The 19,002-nt window shown below is 46.9% G+C and carries 9 protein-coding genes; 2 read left to right on the plus strand and 7 right to left on the minus strand.

Going from position 1 to position 19,002, the window contains the following annotated elements; translation table 11 throughout:
* Positions 1 to 154: 154 nt before the first annotated feature.
* Together AB4Z29_RS24680 and AB4Z29_RS24685 are read left to right on the plus strand one after the other, a co-directional pair.
* On the plus strand, positions 155 to 2,935 hold the full coding sequence (locus AB4Z29_RS24680) for a hypothetical protein (protein WP_441945644.1): 2,781 nt from the start codon (positions 155 to 157) through the stop codon (positions 2,933 to 2,935).
* A gap of 54 nt (positions 2,936 to 2,989) precedes the next feature.
* Positions 2,990 to 3,928 (plus strand): YbjN domain-containing protein, encoded by a 939-nt coding sequence (locus AB4Z29_RS24685; protein WP_441945645.1) that lies wholly within the window; start codon positions 2,990 to 2,992, stop codon positions 3,926 to 3,928.
* Between the two features lie 207 nt (positions 3,929 to 4,135).
* On the opposite strand, the gene AB4Z29_RS24690 is transcribed toward AB4Z29_RS24685, so the two are convergent.
* From AB4Z29_RS24690 to AB4Z29_RS24720, 7 genes are all read right to left on the minus strand, one after another.
* Positions 4,136 to 5,764 (minus strand): response regulator transcription factor, encoded by a 1,629-nt coding sequence (locus AB4Z29_RS24690; RefSeq protein ID WP_441945646.1) that lies wholly within the window; start codon positions 5,762 to 5,764, stop codon positions 4,136 to 4,138.
* Positions 5,765 to 5,781: 17 nt separating this feature from the next.
* On the minus strand, positions 5,782 to 7,494 hold the full coding sequence (locus AB4Z29_RS24695) for a sensor histidine kinase (protein ID WP_441945647.1): 1,713 nt from the start codon (positions 7,492 to 7,494) through the stop codon (positions 5,782 to 5,784).
* A 34-nt stretch (positions 7,495 to 7,528) separates the two neighbouring features.
* Positions 7,529 to 9,049: an ABC transporter substrate-binding protein gene (locus tag AB4Z29_RS24700; protein ID WP_441945648.1), complete on the minus strand. Its 1,521-nt coding sequence runs from the start codon at positions 9,047 to 9,049 to the stop codon at positions 7,529 to 7,531.
* A 141-nt stretch (positions 9,050 to 9,190) separates the two neighbouring features.
* A complete protein-coding gene (locus AB4Z29_RS24705) occupies positions 9,191 to 15,598 on the minus strand; it encodes an S-layer homology domain-containing protein (RefSeq protein ID WP_441945649.1) in 6,408 nt (2,135 codons plus the stop codon).
* Between the two features lie 179 nt (positions 15,599 to 15,777).
* Positions 15,778 to 16,617 carry a carbohydrate ABC transporter permease gene (locus tag AB4Z29_RS24710; protein WP_441945650.1) on the minus strand — a complete coding sequence of 280 codons (840 nt, stop codon included), beginning with the start codon at positions 16,615 to 16,617 and terminating at the stop codon, positions 15,778 to 15,780.
* Positions 16,618 to 16,626: 9 nt separating this feature from the next.
* Positions 16,627 to 17,496, minus strand: coding sequence for a carbohydrate ABC transporter permease (locus AB4Z29_RS24715; protein ID WP_441945651.1), 870 nt, complete (start codon positions 17,494 to 17,496; stop codon positions 16,627 to 16,629).
* Between the two features lie 79 nt (positions 17,497 to 17,575).
* On the minus strand, positions 17,576 to 18,898 hold the full coding sequence (locus tag AB4Z29_RS24720) for an ABC transporter substrate-binding protein (RefSeq protein WP_441945652.1): 1,323 nt from the start codon (positions 18,896 to 18,898) through the stop codon (positions 17,576 to 17,578).
* Positions 18,899 to 19,002: the final 104 nt, after the last annotated feature.

Genomic DNA, 19,002 nt, shown 5'->3' on the forward strand with positions numbered 1-19,002 from the left:
CTCTATGCTGCTAGCAATCAAAGAGACTGAACATTTCGGACTACTGAATATATGAGTGCATTTTTAGAAAATGCAGGATTTATCATGTTCGTCCGCGAACTCATCCTTTAGTCATGCAATAGTTGAAAGCACCATAGGTACAGGAGGTCTATTCGTGCAGGAAAAGGTACCCAATAATAAACCATCAAGCGCAACAATAGCCGCACCGGTCAGCGGAGGTCATTCTGCACCAGCGGGTCCGATAATGGGCCCTTCTCATATGACACAAGGCCAAATTCTGCAATTGCAAAGAACAGCTGGCAATCGCGCACTGCAAGGAATGGTGATCCAGCGTACTGGAGGCGGCGCTAGCGGCGGTACGCCCACGCCGCCCGCGCAGACACCTGAACAATTACGAAGAGCAGAGCTTGCAACTTACCGAGATGCTCAGTCTCCCGTGATTGCCCAAGCTGCGCTCGATGATACAAGACAGAAAGTCAAAGGGCAGCTAGGACTATTTCTGAGTAAGGACAGCCAAGCCGCTAGTATTCGCACAAGTCTGGATGCCAAGGCAACAGAAGCCGTGAAAAACAATATGGATGCCACTGCCAGTATCTCGGACCAAGCTAGAACCGATGCGAAAAAATACGCGAATGACTATGCCAAGGCTGGCGTTAACCAGTCCCTGCTTAAATATGCAGGAGACTTAACGGATACCGAGCTTCCCGATTCCAAAAAAGCAGACTTTGAGGCAGTTACCAAGCAAGGATTCGATACAGTAGCCCCAAAAACGAATAAAGCACTTGACGAGCAGAAGACGAATGCGCTGGCTGCCGCTAATAAAAAAGTAAAAGAGCTCACTTCCTCCCTTCTTTCAGCCTCTGTTACGAAATCGAAGCGTGCGGTTAGTACTAAGGTTAAGAGCGCAGGCGCCAATTTTCTAGATGTTACCATAGATGTTGGAGATGCCGGTAAAAGTGCAGTCACCGATCGTAGTACGATGGACACGAACGGAACTCTCTCTGCTGGGCTAAATACGGACGAGATCTATGTGAACGCGCTGGCCAATCCGCTCAAGACAGCGGTTCTCTCTAAGCTTGGCGTCGGTAGAGGTGAATTCCGAAGGTCAAAGGAACTGAACGCATTCCGCCAAGAGCTGAAGGATGCTGCGCGTGAGAAGGCTAATGCGGATATTGACGTCGCGGTTACCAGTTCAACCCCACTGGCCAAAGAATATAAGTCCATGATGGCCAAAACCAAAGCCTTCAAGCTTGCCAAAGGCTCGGTGGATAAGGTCATGGCCGACAAAGCCGTGGAGATTATTGAAGCGACCGTGCCTAAGGACGCGACAAAGGTTAAGCTTGGCGAAGCAGGCAAATCTGCTGCATACGACATCGTCAAAGGGAACTCATCTACTACCGAGAAGATAAAAGCAGCCTCCATTGCAGGTGCTATGCGAGAGGCTAACAAGCTGCTGCTTGAGAATCAGCCTAAAGCCGTTTTAAAAGCACGCGACTTAGTCAAAAAGACACCACCTGCTCAGAATCCACAAATGAGCGGCCTTAAAGATGATGTTAAAACAAAAGTAACCAGCGATGGCATCGCGACAAAAGCGATTCAATCCGTAGAGGCAGATAACTTGAACAGCGGTTTCGCCAAGCTAGGTAGAATTGTCGATCTTGCCGTACCATCTGCCGGCGATTCCGCATCTCTTGCGGTTGAATTAAAAATACCGGTCCCTAGCGCGCCGGGGCTCTACTTTCTGTTTGCATTCGGCGGAGAAGCGGAACGGGATGAAGACGAGGTTTCGTGTAATACACAGCTTACTTTCGGAGCAGGCTTCCAAACGTTCGGTCTAGATGCGAACTTCAGACTAGGCGTATATCTCGACGCATCAGGCAAAACGACAACGAGCGTTATGAATTTGATGTCCTATGGCTTGTACAGACAAATGCGCTCCTCCCCTATCGTTCCTAAATCGGCGCCAGATTTCTTCTATGGGCAAGGCGGCAGGTCGGGCAGCTCTAAGCTTGAAGAAGCCGAGAAATGGGCAATGATGATTGAAGAGCAGGATATGACTGGCGACAACTCTGTTGATATTGGTGTACTTGTACAATTAGGCATGGAAGCAAACGCAGGTGTCGCTGAGTTTTCTGCTGAATTAGCATACAAATATTTAAGCCGCTATAATAAGAAATTGGTTGATGACAAAAGTCAGGGGCACACTTCGCTTGAGGATCGTACCAAACGCATTGGCAAGGGCGAGATCCGTCATATCGTAGAAGGGGCAACCGAGGTTTCCGTTACGCTCGGCAGTACGAAGGTTGCCTTTGGGCTCGAAGGAGCCCTGACCTTCTCCTCGGGCAGGCTAAGAGAGCTTAACCTCGGTCTATCGGCCAACGTACCTGCACAATTCGGTGAAGAGACGAGTCAGTTTGCCGAAATAGCAGGTAAAATCGTCACTGCCTCCGTCGGCAGCTTAAAAAATCTAGTTGCGCTTATTCAAGCCAAATATAAGAGCAGTCACGGCGGACCTCCGATGGACGGTACCCGTGCGGCGGGCTCAGTCCTAGATTCCGGCAGTGACGCCTTGTTTATGGGCAGCCATTTCGACAGCATCGGGACAAGTCTGTCCGAGAAAATTACTGGCGACGAAACCGTTAATGATACCATTCGCAGTTGGCTGCCTGGACAAGACAGCTCTGCCAGTGATATTGAGCAAGTCGGCAAGATTGGCCTGTCCAACTCGCTGCAGCTAGCAATCGAATTCGAGAAAAGCTGGGATGCGGCTGGAACTGCCGGTGATTGGGAAATTGCGTTAAGCGCAAGCCAAGTGAAGTCACTTTCGATTGACGCAGGTATAGCCGTAGTTGAAGTAGAGAAAGCAAAACGACTCGGTAAAATAGGCTTTAACCAAGATGGCTTGACTGGCGGCATTGCCGGTCTTGAGAAGTAAGTCTCTCAGAATTAATACGGCTGCTAGCGCAGAGAAGAAGGGATGGTAATCATAATGAGCAAACTAGGTAATGAAAAGCTGATCCTTGACCACCCTATTGCCTTTACCACTTTGACTGGCCTATCGATACCAGCAAAGCTCCAAGAAGTCAGGCTATTCGCAGACGGTGGTTCAAGGCGCTGTACTCTCCGCCTTGAACTCGACTCGACTGCCTTCCTGACCATCGTAGAGGGTGAGTGGTTCGGGCTGCATCCTGCTGCTAACGGGGGGTTAACCGTTAGCAGCTTCGACCTGGATCTGCCTGTGGAGCTGCACATCTTGCTCCGCAAAGGAATTGCAGAACTGGTTCTGCAGGAAGCAACGAGTGGCGAGGATATCATTAGAGCTTTACTCAGTTCCTCAACTGATGAAGCGAACGTTAAGCTTAATATAAGTGAAAATTGGCTGGCTACCGATATCAAGCAGGAAATGAATCTGCCTGAGGATTTAGCTGATGAAGGCAAGCTCAAGCACGGCTTCCGAACGCAGTGGGCCGAAGCTTCAGACTCGAGCTCCAGTGTTGCCGCTGCAGCTATCGTTCAGGGAGCTATGCATGAAACGGTAGATCAACTGCTTGACGGCTGGAATTGGAGCTTTCTTCGCGAGGACTCCGATTTGCTTTCCGTGAAATTTAGCGGAGACTCGGGTCAATGGACAGTCCTCATCGCAACGGATGAGGACAAAAGTCTGTGCCTCATCTACTCGGTTTACCCTGTTATGGTGCCGGAAGCTCGCAGATCGGACGCAATGGACTGGATGACAGAGGTAAACTATAATTTACCGATTGGCTGCTTCGAAATGGACCTCGCAGATGGCGAGCTGCGCTTTCGCAGCGGAATTGACGTCGAGCGGGACCGTCTAAGCACGGAGCTGCTGAGTAACCTGCTAACGACGAACATGGCGGTTATGGATATGTATTTTACCGAGCTGGCACAGCTAACGGCACAAGGCTAATAGAAAGAGGCATGAGCTCAGCTCATGCCTCTTTTCAGTTCAGTAACGGTAACACCGAGATGAAGTGATCACCTGCTGTCACGTCCATCGGGTTGTCGGTATCAAATTGCGAATGCCGAAATTCGGTATTATGCAGATTGCTATAAAGATATATGGCAAAGCAATTGAAGCCTTCTTTCGTCTACTTCTTTTGGCTAATTCTTTTAACTACTTCTTCAAGGATAGGTCGCTGTTCTTAAATTCTTGAGGCGTCATCCCGTAGTGAGATTTAAACAGCTTAATAAAATACTGCGGTTTCTGATAGCCAACTTCAAGCGCAATTTGGCTTATCTTCAAATCCTTGTGCTTCAGCAATTGAACCGCTTTCTCCATTCGTAGGCGCAGTACGTAGTTTGAGAAATTTTCTCCTGTTTCCTGCTTGAATAAGTTGGATATATAAACAGGATGCAGGTTGACATGATCCGCTACCGTTTGAAGCGTTATATCTTTTATATTCTCCTGTATAAATCGGCGAATCCGTTCCATCAGGTCGAAGCGTATATTGTCCGAACGGCTGTCGCTGTAAGCTTTAATTTGGACATAGCTGCCGAAGGCCCATTCTTTTAATGGCTCCAAGCTCCAACTGGCATCAATTTTCAGCATTTTCTCGATATCTCTGCCAAACACTTCAAAGATTCGTTTGCCTTTCTTGTGCAAATAATAGGAATAGGTTTGCAGCAAAGTAACGTAGATTTCAAGCCCATATTCACGGGCTCCGCTACCTGCGCCTTCGAGCTCGTCGAATATCCGGGTCAGCTTGCTCTCGAATGCCGTCCACTGCTCGATATCAATTAACTCCATTAACGTTTGAGGACGATAAAGCTCCGCAAGCGGCTGGATTTCGAAAACCTCTTTCTTTTGCGTCACATTAAAAAAACTTTCCGTCTGATTTCCGATATAATCGGTATAAATGGATAGCGCAGAGTGGTACATGAACTGTACGTCCTTCGGGAATCCCCCTCCATTGCTTAGCACAAAGGAAACTTTAGATTTTAAATATAATTTAATTTGATGCTGGGAGAGCCTAGCCAGATCTTCTATTATTGCGGAGTTGTCTACGTCTGCTTGCTCTATTGCACTTGCTTGAACCAGGAAAATCAAATAATCATGCGAATCTTTGCAATGCATCACATTAAATTTATCCGAAAAAACCTCTTCTACGATGTTGAACATGGCATATTCGATCAGCGAGAGACTATAAAGATCCGTATTGGAATAATCCTCCTCTACTCTCATACATAAGAGGATAGCCTCCCTTTCAACAGAAAAGGGAAGCCCATATAGATGGATCTTCTCCTTCAGATCAGATATCGGGTAATTTTTGCCGGAAATCAATTCATACAAAAACATCTCTCTTAATTTGGGCAAGCTTTCTCGGAAACGGTAAACAAATTTTTGCTGATTCAACAGCTCATTTCCTTCTTCTGTAATCCGATTAATAATGCTCCGAAGGGTTTGTTCCAATTCTTCGTTCGATACCGGCTTCAAGAGATAATCGCTAACTTGCTGTTGAATGGCTTCCTTCGCGTATTGAAATTCATCAAATCCGGTTATAATTACCGCTTTTGTGTTTTTCCATTTCTCATTAATTCGGGCGATCAATTCAAGACCGGTCATCCCATTCATTTGAATATCCGTTACCACAATATCAACGGAATGGTAATTGAGCAGCTCCAAGGCCTCCTCGCCGGAATAAGCCTTATAGACATTGGTGATCCCCATCTGCTCCCACGGAAGTCCAATCGCCAGACTATCAACCAAATGTGTGTGATCGTCCACGATCAATATTTCGAACATCCTTGTCCCTCCTTAGATCAAGACGCATCTTCCCTGCTGCTCCAGCATAATTCCACGCAAAGCCCGCCTAATTCCGATTGACTGAGCAGCAAGCCCGAATCCCCGCCGTACATCAAACGCAGACGTTGATGTACGTTTTTCAGACCGGATTCTATTTCTTCATTGCTCGATTGAATTTTCCTTTTAATAGAATCGATTACCGCATAATCAATGCCCGTACCCGTATCCTCAACCGCGACATGGTTCATGAAACCTTCTCTCCAACACCGGATCCGAATCAATCCATATTCCGAATGATTATTGAACGAATGAAGAATGACGTTTTCGACAAGCGGCTGTACGATTAACCGCGGTATTTCCAAGTCTGCCATCTGCGGCTCGACCTCGATTTGAAATTCAAAATCATCTCTTAGCATGCAATGGATTTCCAGATAGAAATGAACCAAATCCAGTTCTTCTCTTAGCTTCACCATCTTGTTCCCCGTCTTGGTCGTGTACCGATAGTATTTGCTCAAATTCATGGTCATCGAAATGGCTGCTTTGTCTTCGCTCAGCTCAATCATGCTTTTGATATAGGCAAGCGTGTTGTACAGAAAGTGCGGATTAATCTGCGATTGCAGCTGCTTCAGCGTCGCATCTTTCGAACGGAGCTGCTCTTTGAATACATCCTCGATCAGCTTCTCTATTTTTGACGCCATCGAGTTAAATTTTTCATAAAGAAACCGGTACTCTCCTTTGGGCTTGTCTACCATCCTTACGGAATAAATCCCTTTTTCGATTAAATTCATGTTCTGAATCAGCTTCCGGAACGGAATCTGGATATTTCGATACATCACAAAAGCAAGATACGCCCCCATAAACAGAAGCATGCCGCTTATTACATAAAACATCGTCTGATTTCGGCTGATGGGTGCCATGATATGACTGATAGGCACGTAATCAACAAGATACCAGCCTAACGATTCCAGCTTTTGATAATGAACCTGAAACTGTGTCTTGCCGGATTCTAGCAGCATGTATCCGCTTTCCATCGAGCTATCGATCTCCCTAAGCCGGGGAAGAAATTCGTCAATTTGATTCACATTTACGGAATAATTATAGATAGGGTTCGCTCCTGGATGATAGAGGAACGGATCTCCCGAACCATTCGCTTTAAATTCAGATAAAGCGCTTCGCAATGCGGCCACGCCGAATTTAAGCAATACTCTCATATGTGCCTCGCCAGATTCCGCTGAATTTTCGGGATAAGACAATATTTCCATGAAATAATCCTCATTCGGATCGGAATAATATTGCCAAAATGTGTCCTGCGCGGGAAACACTTTCGGAAGCGCATTTAGGCTGGAGCTGCTTTTGATCATGATTCCGGTTCGGGGATAGAGAACGGCGATCACCGCTTTCCAATCGCCATAACCGGCAAGTCGATTAATTTCTTCAGAGACGGTTCGGTTGATTCTATATTTATCCAAGACATCGTCAAGCAAATCCGGGTAAGCTAGATTTCGCACATCCGTGCTTTCGTACAGCATTTTCTTATACGTATCCAGTCGGAAAAACAACTCATCCAACTGGTTGGCGAACGTTTCAATCTGATATTGCTTCACCTTAATAATTTCATCGGTCAATACACGCGTGCTTGTTCGATTCGACATCGCAAATAAGAGCAAGATTGGGATAAGCAAAATGAACAAAGTGGCTATTAGTTTTGTGAATATGCTGAATCTGCTCATGACCGATCGTCCTCTCATATTCGGGCTCAGCATGTTAATGTTGGAGTTGAAATTCCGTGAACTGTTTTTTCAATTCGGCAAAAACAATGTCAAAGCCTGCCTTTTTAAGGGCTGCAATTGCATCGTCGTAGTACTCTTCATAACTAGCCAAACCAAAATTGATAGGCTCGATTTTTTCCTTATAGACCGCCATAACCTGTGCCATCTCATTTTTGACGGACGCCTCATTGAAATGAAATCCGAATAATTTGGAAATGCGAGAGTTCTCGTCATTCATAAGCATGTCAGCGATAATGTCATCCTCTACACTGGCAGGTGCGAGAAAATAGTCCTTGTTCCGCCACATCCATTCGTATATTAACTGGTCATTGGTCAATTGCTTAATTTTACCGTTCTCCAGCTCATAGTCCTTTCCCTGTACTCCATAAATAATAAAATTATAATTATCTTTGTTCTGCAGAATCCAATTCATAAACATCATCGCCCGTTCAGGATTTTCCGACGCCGCAGTGATCATAAAGGCTTCATTGCTTGGAGTAGTAATAAACTTTGGTTTCTCCTTTGCAAGATAATACTCGCGGAGCCTCGCATTCGGATCAGCATTCCTTGCCGCTTGCAGGTTCTCCATTGCCCTAGAGACTGCGCCAACACGAAAGAGAAGCTTTCCCGCATTCTCCTGATCGATCTTTGCTGCCGGATTACCCACTAGATTCTTGTCGATGATCCCCATCTTCACCCATGACTCACGCAATTGAGCTACCTTTTTGTATACAGCAGACTCCACATAACTGAGCATCTCCCCAGAATCCTCGTCCACCATAAATAACATGCGCTCATCCAATGAAGAGTAGTTTCGATCCGTCAATTCGCGCCACAACATTTCATGGCCTCGGTCCGTTTCCAAATAGCCGTAATAACTTGGATCGATGGCTTGCATTCTCTCGAAAAAAAGCTCTAAATCAGCGATTGTCTTAATTTCGGACAGGTTGGCCTTCTCTAGCAAATCCTGCCGAACCATGACAGAAGAGAATTTCCCGGCGGACGTAAATGCCTGAGACGGTATGGCCCATAGCTTCTCGTCGATCCGGTTTTGCTTGAAGTTTTCATCGGGAATATGTTTAATAAGATCCTGCCCATATTGGTCCAGCAGCTCATCTAAAGGCTGAATATAACCTTTCGTGTAATAAACGGAGACGAATGGCGCGCCATACCAGAACAAATCGTAATCTTCTCCGGTAGATAAGGCCAGCTCTAATTTTTGTTGGTAATTGGACCATGGGATATAAGTCAATTCAAGCTTCATATTTAAGTCTTTCTTCAGTCGGTCATTCAGTTCATTCTCAACGAAATCTCCCATGCGCGCCGACAGATCGCCAGGCATAATTACTTTCAATGTGACAAATGATTCCGGCACGTCTTCCGCTTGCTTATTCGCTGCATCAGAATTGTGAGATTCCGTCGAATTCGGCAAGTCAGGTTCGCTATATTTGCTGTATAGGATGAACATGAGAGATATGAAAAGTATTGCAACCAATCCAATAACAGCAGGTTTCATCGAAAAGCACAACCTCCTTTACCATAGAGCCTCAATGCTAGTCTACACTAATTATATCAAAGTGAATACGATACCATAATGAGAGATAAAACAGGAGCACATGAACGCTAATGTCATGTGCTCCTTTATTTAGTTCAACATTTAATTAATGAATTGCGCAAACTGTAAAAGCCTTTTAATCATGACCGCTGCTTCAGCTCGGCTTGCATGGGCAATCGGATCAAGCGTAGTTTCTGATTTCCCTTGCATGATTTGAGAGGTGAGCAGCTCAGCTATCGAATGTCTTGCCCAAGATCCGATAGAACCGTTATCCGTATATTTCTCAAGCTGTTTTTCATCGATATCCTTTGCTTGGACGGATTTGTTCACATAGCTCAAAGCTCTCGACAGCATGACAGCCATTTGCTCGCGCGTGATTCGTTCATTTGGCTTGAATGAGCCATCCTTAAAGCCGTCAATGATTCCCGCTTCAACCGCTGATGCAATCGCAGCTGCAAACCAGTCTCCTTTGGATACGTCACTAAAAGTGGCGTCCGTACTTAATGGACTAAGTCCGAGAGAACGAACGAGTATGGCTGTGAACTCTGCGCGAGTGATCGATTTGTCCGGTGAAAAGCTGTTCAGCGAAACCCCGTTAATAATCCGCTTAGAGGCCAGCAGCTCGATTTCCGATTTTGCCCAGTGTCCCTGAAGATCGGAGAACGTCTTACTGCCCGAAGCTACCGTATAAATACTGTTTCCATTCCGTTTGATTACAACCTCTGTATTTCCGCCATTGCCTAGAAGGACGGATGGAACAAATTGAAAGGTTGCTGTAACCGGATCGAATAAGAGAGCAGTAGCTTTCGCAGCATCTATTGCTCCTGTCAGCATAACCGTTCTTTCGAGATAGGCGCTGCCGAAGCTGTTTATCTCGATTGACTTTCCGTTAGCATGAGCAAAAATACTGTAATCCAAAGCAGGCGTAAGCAGTGTCAAACCTTCCTTGCTTGCCTGTTCAGACAATAGATCTGCCACACTGCCCGCAACTCTGTTAATTACTATACTAATGGTTATCTCATCAGGACTCACGCCTAGCTTTTCCGCTAAAGCAGCTAATCCTAACGCTTTGACAGGAACCTTGTAGCTTCCAAGATCCGTCTGTATAAGCACTGACGCTTCCGGCAGCTCATTCACCGCATCTGCAAATGCAGAGGACGGGATATTGACCTTCACATTCCCACCGTCGTTTTTCAGTTCGATGATAACCGATTTCGAATTTACGGTAGTTGAACCATTAAGTAGGGCATGGAAGGCATCCTTAAGCTTCTTAGAATCAATGGTTGCTGACATTTCAACTATGCCGTTCTCATTCGTTGTTGGAACAAGCATGATCGCGTCTTGGCCAAGCGTAATTCCTTTGTCCGTTATCTCCGGTGTTGCAGGCGGTGTTGATGTTCCTCCAGTGCCTCCAGATGGCGGATTCGAATCGGACGCAATCGTCACATTAAATCGCTTCTCCAGATTGCCGTCAGAAGACTTCACCGTAATGACGGTTTGGCCAACACCAACTGCAGTAATCAAGCCTGTCGCTGATACATAGGCAACTTTATGGTCTGCCGAAGACCATACGACCTTTTTATTGCTCGCTTCCGCGGGAGCTACAGTGATATTTATCTGCTTACTTGCACCTGGTGCCAATTGTATCTGGCCCGATGAATCGGCCGTTAATCCCGTAACTCTTACCGGAGCCTCGGCCGTACTATTCGATACGTCTACGCTGCCCAGATTCAGCCACCCGCTCCCACTCTGCTCAGCATTTGCGAAGTGGAACTTCTTAGCGTCTGCGTTGGTTTCCTCTAGCGGATTTACATAGCGCATTAAGATTTGATAGCTTCCATTGCTTAATTGCGGATTGGCAGTCGATTCAAACAGCTTATTGTTATCAAAGCCATTCGTATTAGGAAGAATGTCTTTCAGATCCCAATCCGGATTCCATACTTTAATGATGTCATTGCCTGATTTAGCAGCAAGCTCGACCTTCCAGCTGTAATAGAACGGCGCTACTCCTTTGTTCTCAAGCTCTACTCCCACCTTCAGGTTTCCATTAGTCGCTTCCAGATAGGCGCTCGGCACATAATATTCATAGCCCATTCTGCGCGAGCCTTCGGTAGCTCTCTCCAAAGGTTCAGCAGCCAGCGGAGTTTGGAAGATTCCTTGAGCGAGCAACCATGATGCATGAGTCAAGCCAAGACTTGTGTAGTAATCCTCTCCCTGCGCCCCCTCGATCGGCGTCGATGGTTCATAGTATTTAGGCGGATCATTGTTCCACATCTTCACTTGAATTTCCGGTCTCATCTCTCCACCCATGCTATTCGTCTTCCAGAATTCAGTTACGCCTGCATCATTGACTTTGCCCCAGAAATGCCAGCCTTGCCCGCCCAAGCTTGGCGGGAGGGTCTGGAATGCAAATGAATCATCATGATAGCCGACATCGAAATTTTTGGTTTGAAGCGTACTATTCTCCATTGGATTTCTTAATACGAGCTGCGTTTCGTTGAATGCGTTGTCTACAGCGGTAAGAACCCGCTTCATGTTGGCGTCTGTTGGCATCAGGTTAGGCGTTTTCAGATTGCCGTCATAGGGATACGTATGCCATTCACCCCAGAAGCCGATTAACCCGATCATGATGGACCCGATTCGCGGATCGCCATCATAACGATTTCCTAGCGCGCCAATGAAATTGTCCAAAGCGCCCAATAATCGCTCATCGTTATAGTCAGGCGCCAAACTCGTGGCATCCTTGCCATTATCGAACTCCTCATATTGGTAGGTCTTCAACCCTTTATCTATTAGGAATTGCGGTATGCCTGAGGCTTTGTTCGGGTAGTCCAGATACACCCGGAATACGGACTGATTGCCTCTGGATGCCACCTCTGCAAGCCGTTTGTCCAGTTCAGACCAATTAAAGTCATCCAAATTGTTCATCAGCTTGCTAAGCGGCAAGTAGAAAAACTCTAAGCTGTATGGCAGCTGTGTAGGTCGATCTCTCCAATCGTCGCCCTCTTTGAAATAAGCTTCCTCAGATGCATCGTAGAAAGGCAGGAAACCTTTGAGCGGATTATCTACCGGTGCAGGAAGATAATGCAAAGCATGCGTTCCAGCCGTCGTTGCCCATGCCGGCGCGCTCGGGTGCTCGGCAGGAGGTGTCGATGGGCCTCCTCCAGATCCGCTTGTTCTGCCCGCTAAAGCGTAGATTCCAATTTGGTCTATGCTGAGGACATTGTCTACTTGATTTTTAGGGCCAAAGCCAAATTGAATTTGAAGAACCTTGCTCGCATCGAATTCAGCATCGCAAGCGCCGCAGCCTTGCCATGCGGATTGGGCGAATGCGCTCCAAGGAATTCTAACCACTCCTTTGTAGCCGGCAGCGATCGATAGGGAGCCTCCTGCGAGAGTAGCAGCCTTCCAGCCGTCAGCTGCATGATAGAAATTCACGACTCCTCCTTCTTTTAAAGAGAACTCGCCTTTTGGCGCATCGGTAACGAGTGATAGGTTCAAATCCATATTTTTGTTACTTGCCGACGTATTGTTCACCCAGAATGTGAGTCCGTCAAATGCCGACCAATCCGTGTCTACTCCGGTAAATGCCGCACGTTTAATATTGACCCAATCGGATATAGGTTTGCCCGGAGGAGGAGAAACCGAAAATTTCATCGCCTGACTGCCAGTCGCATAATTCACTTTGTCAATTGCACGAAGCGCAGACGGTTCTCCAGATTCCCAATCTACTCGCCAGACGTTCTGCAATGYGGCATCGCTCTCATACGCTTCGAAATGATCCAGTATCTTATCTGCGCGATAGAGCAAGATGTCATCAATCGTGATGACGTTATGAATATAACCGGCTGGCGGGTATCCGAACTGCAGCCCAGTTACTTCGCTAGCATCCAACACTGCATCGCAGTCAGCCTGAACACCGTCGCACTGCCATGCGGATTGAACGAATTGATCCCAAGCAATTCTTACTACGCCTTTGAAGCCTGCAGGAACATTTAGCGAGCTTCCGTTGAATGCCGCGGCGTGCCAGCTTCCGTCAGCAGCGATCGTCAAGGCTGATCCGCCTTCTTTCAGCCCAAACTCTCCTTTGGCTGCAGGCGTCTGAAGCGCAACATTCATGCTGAAATTTTTATTATCGTTTGTTGTATTGTCCACCCAGAAGCTTAAACCGTCGAATTTGGACCAATCGCTTTTGTCCGAAGGGATGGAATGAATCGTATTCGACCACTCCGAATCAGCGATTGCAACCGAGAGCGTAAGGCCCTTGCTTCCGCTCGATTCGCCAAGCGTCCTAGTAACGGAGCCCGGTTTGTCCGACCACGCTTCCGTCCATGCTTGCCCAAGCGCAGCATCGTCGGCATACGATTCGAAATTCTCTATGAGCCCCGGCTTTCCTGAACCAGGATTAGTACCAGGATCAGTGCCCGGGTCAGTACCGGGATCAGAGTCTGATTCATACTTATCCGTAAAGTATATTTCATCGATATAGATGGTGCCTGTCGTATCCCAAGCAGCTTGAGAAATCGCAATGCTCCAGATGGTTTGCGACAAATTAACACCTTGATCAGGCAAGTCGATAACCAAATCCTTATAGCTTGTTGTTATCGTATCTCCGCTTAATTGAGCAAGCGTTTTCGTTAAGCCTCCAACGCTGACGCTGACCTGATTCTCTTCTCCGCCGGCAGCTCCTTTTACCCGAATGACCAGCTTCCTCGTATCTGCCACATTTCGGCCGATATTGGTTTCCAATCGTGACATATTCTGATACTGCAGAACTAATGCCCCGTCTTGGACAACGCCAACGCCATTCCCGTTGGCAAAACCGGTTGAACCGGTCCATTGATTAAGATCATTTTGAGTGTTTCCAGACCAAGCTGGCGTTCCGTCATAATCATCCACGAGCAGGCGCTTGGGCGGCGGCGGCGGTGAAGTCGGAGGCGCCGTGCAAGGCGAATCGCAATCCCCTACCAGCACCGGCCCCAAATTAAGCCAGCCTTCTTTATCTTGATCCGCATTCGCGAATCCTACTTTTTTCGCCTTGTTGCTTATGGCCTCTAGCGGATTAACGACCTTCATCACCAAATAATAATAACCGTCATTCAATCCTGGAGCAGGAATGGACGTATCGAAATAATAGGGCTCGCCGAATGGGACATACTTCGGATCACCAGGAACATTCCACTCCGGATACGTTCTGATTTGCACAGGCATCACCTTCGTCATATCCCATGTCGTATCCCATTGCTTAACCAGCTTCCCTGATGCATTCTTTACCCCAAGCTCTACCTTCCAAGGATATGCGAAGGGAGCAACGCCATTATTCTGAATGGTTACTCCGACCTTTAGCGGGTCGCCTTGAGCAACGTCATTATAATGCGCGCTCTTCACATTCAAATCATAGCCCATCTTTCTCACACCCGCGGCAACGACAGCATCATTGGCGTTATAGTTGCTGATTCCGCCTTGGTTGATCATCCACGTCGCATGAGTCAGCTCAATATCATCCATTGCATCATCAACATTGGCGCCGCCGCTGAAGAAGCTGCTCTGAATTTCGGGACGCACTTCTCCGCCAACGGTTTCTGTTATCCATTTATTCTCGGAACCCGCTTCCAGCATTTTGGTCAAGAACGAGTAATAGGCTCCGCCCATGCTCTCTGGCTGCGTTACGCTTTGCAGCGGATCGCCTTCTTTGTACCCGAACGAGTCGTCATGGTAGCCAAAATTGTACTCCGATGCGCCGGGCAGGCCGGGATATCGGACCTCAAGCTTGGTTTGGTCAAAGGCTGTATCATAGGCGGTGAAAAGTTCTCCGATTGTATCTGCGCTAGGCATGTAGTTCGGCAAACCATCCGCAGTATCCTCATCATAAGGGTAAGTATGCCACTCCCCCCATAGTCCTACGAGGCCCATATGAATAAATCCAATACGCGGATCTCCATCATATTCCGCACCGAAGGCTTCAATAAAGTTGGTCAAATACGTGACCATTAACGGATCATCGTAATCGGGTTCGTCCTGGTTAAAGGTATCGTTATGACGCATTTCAACACCGCTTTGGTGAATAAAGTCCGGTATAGCATCCTCCTTGCCAGGATATTCAAGATAGACTCTGATTGCCGCCTGATTCCCTCTTGCCGCAATGGCATTCAGTGCTGGCTCTATGCCCGTATCGAATGTATAGGAATCAGGGCCATTCATCACCGCTTTCAACGGGATATAATACCATTCCAAGCTGTGAGGGAAAGAAGTTTCCGTCTCCCACGGATAGAACGGCGCGAAGCCTTTTAACGGGTTGTCTAGCGGGCTTGGGGCAAAGCTCAGATCATGCTTGGCTAAGGCGCTATCCACCGCAGGGCTTGGATATGGATTAGCAGGAACGCGCGTTGGTGCGGGATCCGCGCTAGCAATGCTTGCAGCATTTCCAAAGAGTGTGCTTAATAACATACTGCCGATAAGCAGCACTTTGAATGATGCCTTCCTAATCTTGTGAACGGATAATGGATTCATCGAAACCCTCCTCGATTACGCTGATAATGAATGAAAACGCTATCATAATTACTTTTGCTTAGAGACATTTTCCGCATACAAAATAAGCAGCAGGACCATCCGGACTTACATAAGCCCGGATACCTGCGGAAATGGATTTGAAACCGATAAAGCTAATGAACGACATAAGGAGCAAGCGTTTATCCTTTATGCGCGCTAAACGCGATTCCTTCGATAAACTGCTTTTGAAAGATAAAGAAGAGAATGATCATCGGAACGACCGCCATGAAGGCGCCTGCCATTAACACAGGGTAATCCGTTCCGAACATGGATACGAGTGTTGCAATACCCGAAGACAAGGTCATCTTCTCAGGCGAGCTGTTAATAATGAGCGGCCACTGCAGTTCATTCCATGACCACTGCAACTGAATAATGACAATGGCCACCATAGCCGACCTGACTAGCGGAAGCATAATATGCCAGTAAATTTGAAAAGGATTGCAGCCATCCAGCACCGCTGCTTCTTCCAATTCCTTAGATATGGTCAAAAAGAATTGCCTTAAAAGAAAGGTAGCGAAAGGACTAATTAATGAAGTAATCCAAAGCGCCGTAACCGTATTGACTAATCCAAAGTCACTCATCATCATATATTGCGGCGTATAGAAGACAGGATTAGGCACCATCATGACCGAGATAATCAATACAAAAAGAATCGTACTTCCCGGGAATCTTAACCGGGCAAAGGCATATGCCGCCATCGAACTAAATACAACCGGAAATATGGTCTTCATGATAGCGGTGAACACGGTGTTCATGTAATAATGCGGAAATGCGGATTGCTTGATCGCCTCAATATACCCTCTCAAGCTGGGGGCATCCGGGAAAAAACGAATGGGAATTTGGGTTGCTTCCGTTGTTGTCTTCAGCGAAGTCAGCACCATCCACACAAATGGAACGAGCATAATAACGGCGCTGATTATAAGAATGATATGAACAATCCAGTTGATCTTCCTCGCCGATGAGATTTGCATTTCTGTCATCCTTCCTCCTCAGTCGTAGACGACCCACTTTTTCTGAAAAGCAAATTGAATCCCTGTCAGCACAAGGTTAATCAACAGCAATACATTGATAATTGCGGCTCCATAATTGGGATTAAAGTAAACGAAGCTGTTTTGGTAATAGGCATATACGAGTGAGCGAACCGACGGAAGCGCCACATTCGTTTTCCCAATAATCAGGAATATGGAGTCAAAGATCTGTGTTGCTCCGATTAAAAGAATAATGCTCGTGAAAAATAGTGTCGGGGTCAGCATGGGAATGGTGATATACCGAAACTTGTTGAATCTCTTGGCACCATCAATGTCTGCCGCTTCGTAGAGCGATTTAGGTATCCCTTGCAAGCCTGCGAGAATCAGCAGCATATTCAGGCCGATTGCCCCCCACACGCCAACGATAACAAGCACGATCATCGCATAATTGGAATTAGACAGCCATGCCACTCGGGTTCCTAAGAGATGATTGACGAGTCCGAAGTCCTGAGCGAACAAGACGACCCAAACCATCGCTGCCGCTGCAGGCATCGTGACTTGAGGCAAGAAAAATATGACACGGTAAATGGACAATCCCTTGATCTTAGTATTCAGCAGCACCGCAAAAATGGTAGAGAGTATTAGCGTAATTGGCACAAACAGAACAACGTAATATAAGGTGTTGCGCAAATTCTGCCAAAACTCCACGTCTCGGAATAATTTCACATAATTATCAAATCCAACCCAATGATTAACGAGCCCGAAATTCTCCGACTGTTGGAATCCTAGCATAATCGACTGGAGAACCGGCCAACCCCAGAAAACCAATGTGCCTATGAGAGTCGGCGCGATCATGAAGTAGGCCCAAACATATCTGCTTCTGGAATTCAATCTGACCACTCCCTATTCATTGGAGACGTTCCTGCTCGACAGGAACGTCCCCCGAATCACTTTAATTTGGCTAATAGGCTTATTTCGCTTCCGTTATGGCTTGATTCATCATCTCAGCGACCTTCTTCGCAGCTTCTTCCACCGCAATAGCTCCGCCCCACGCTTGCGACATAATCTCAGGCTCTTTCGCGAACCATACTGGGTACGACTCGGAACCGCTTGGATACGGAATCGCATCAGCTACTTGCTCCGTGAATATTTTCAGATTCAAATGCGGTCTCGAAGTCAGCCACGCATCCTGTGTGCCGTTGAATGCCGGTATTGCAGCACCCATTTCGGCTGTAATTTCCGCTGCTTTTTGGGATCCAAGGAACTTGAGGAACAACCAAGACTCCTCCTTGTTCTTGCCATCTGCGGACATCACGTTGCCTAAACCATTGATGATATTGCCTCTTTTCACTTTGCCTGAAGGCAATTTCGCCCAATCCCATTTCCCCTTGATAATTTCGCTGCTATCGATATCGCTAATCCGCCAAGATCCGTCAAAGATCATCGCCAGTCTTCCTGACTTGAACATCTCCGTTGCTTCCGTATCCGTCATTTGCTGATGAGTAGGGGAAGCGCCGTCAAGAATCATTTGATAACGAGCCTTCAAAGCTTCGACGGAAGCCGGATCATCGTACCCCGACTTGCTCAAATCAGAAGAAAGGATGCTCCCGCCATTAGCTAGAATATCGTTCCAATATCCCGTTTGCGTGTCAAGCTTCGCTCCAAAGCCATAGATGCCTTTATCAGGCTGGCTCAGCTGCTTAGCAACCTCGGCAAGCTTGGCATAATCCCAAGTGTCGTCTGGATACGGAATGTTCGCTTGATCAAACAGCTCTTTGTTGTACGCCAATCCGATCGTGTCGAAATCCTTAGGCACGCCGTAGTTTTCGCCGTTCAGCGCATAAATGGTGGCAAGGTCTGCCGCATAATTATTCAGATCAATTTCTCCGGCCTGTATCTTGCTTGTGATCGGCTCCAGGAATTTACCTGATGCGTATTTAACGAATTGCCCGCCATGCATCCAGAAAACATCCGGCAATGTGCCGGATGGAGCAGCAGCAGACATTTTTGTCCAATAATCACCCCATGGGATGACCTCAACCTTGATTTTGATATTCGGATTTTCTGCCGTAAACTCTTTCGCAATGGCTTCCATTGCCGGTTGCTGAATCTTATCCCAAATGGAATAGGTAAGGGTTACGTTCTTTTTAGGCGCATCAGTCGCTTCCCCCGCTGTGTTGTTTGGACTATTGTCCGGTGCGTTGGTGGAGTTGTTGCTGCATGCGGCAGTGAACAAAGCAATAACGGTGAAAACAGTTGCAAGCATGAATGAAAATTTGTTTCTTTTTGCCATCTTTGGATCCCCCTAATAATTAGTTTAGGCAAATTATTTGCGTAAACTATTTACGCTGAACATTCTGCCTCTTTACTTCTATATCTTAATTCAATACCACAACC

Origin of the sequence: Paenibacillus sp. 2TAB23 (genome assembly GCF_052115165.1) — a bacterium.
In the GTDB taxonomy this organism is placed as follows: Bacteria; Bacillota; Bacilli; order Paenibacillales; family Paenibacillaceae; genus Pristimantibacillus.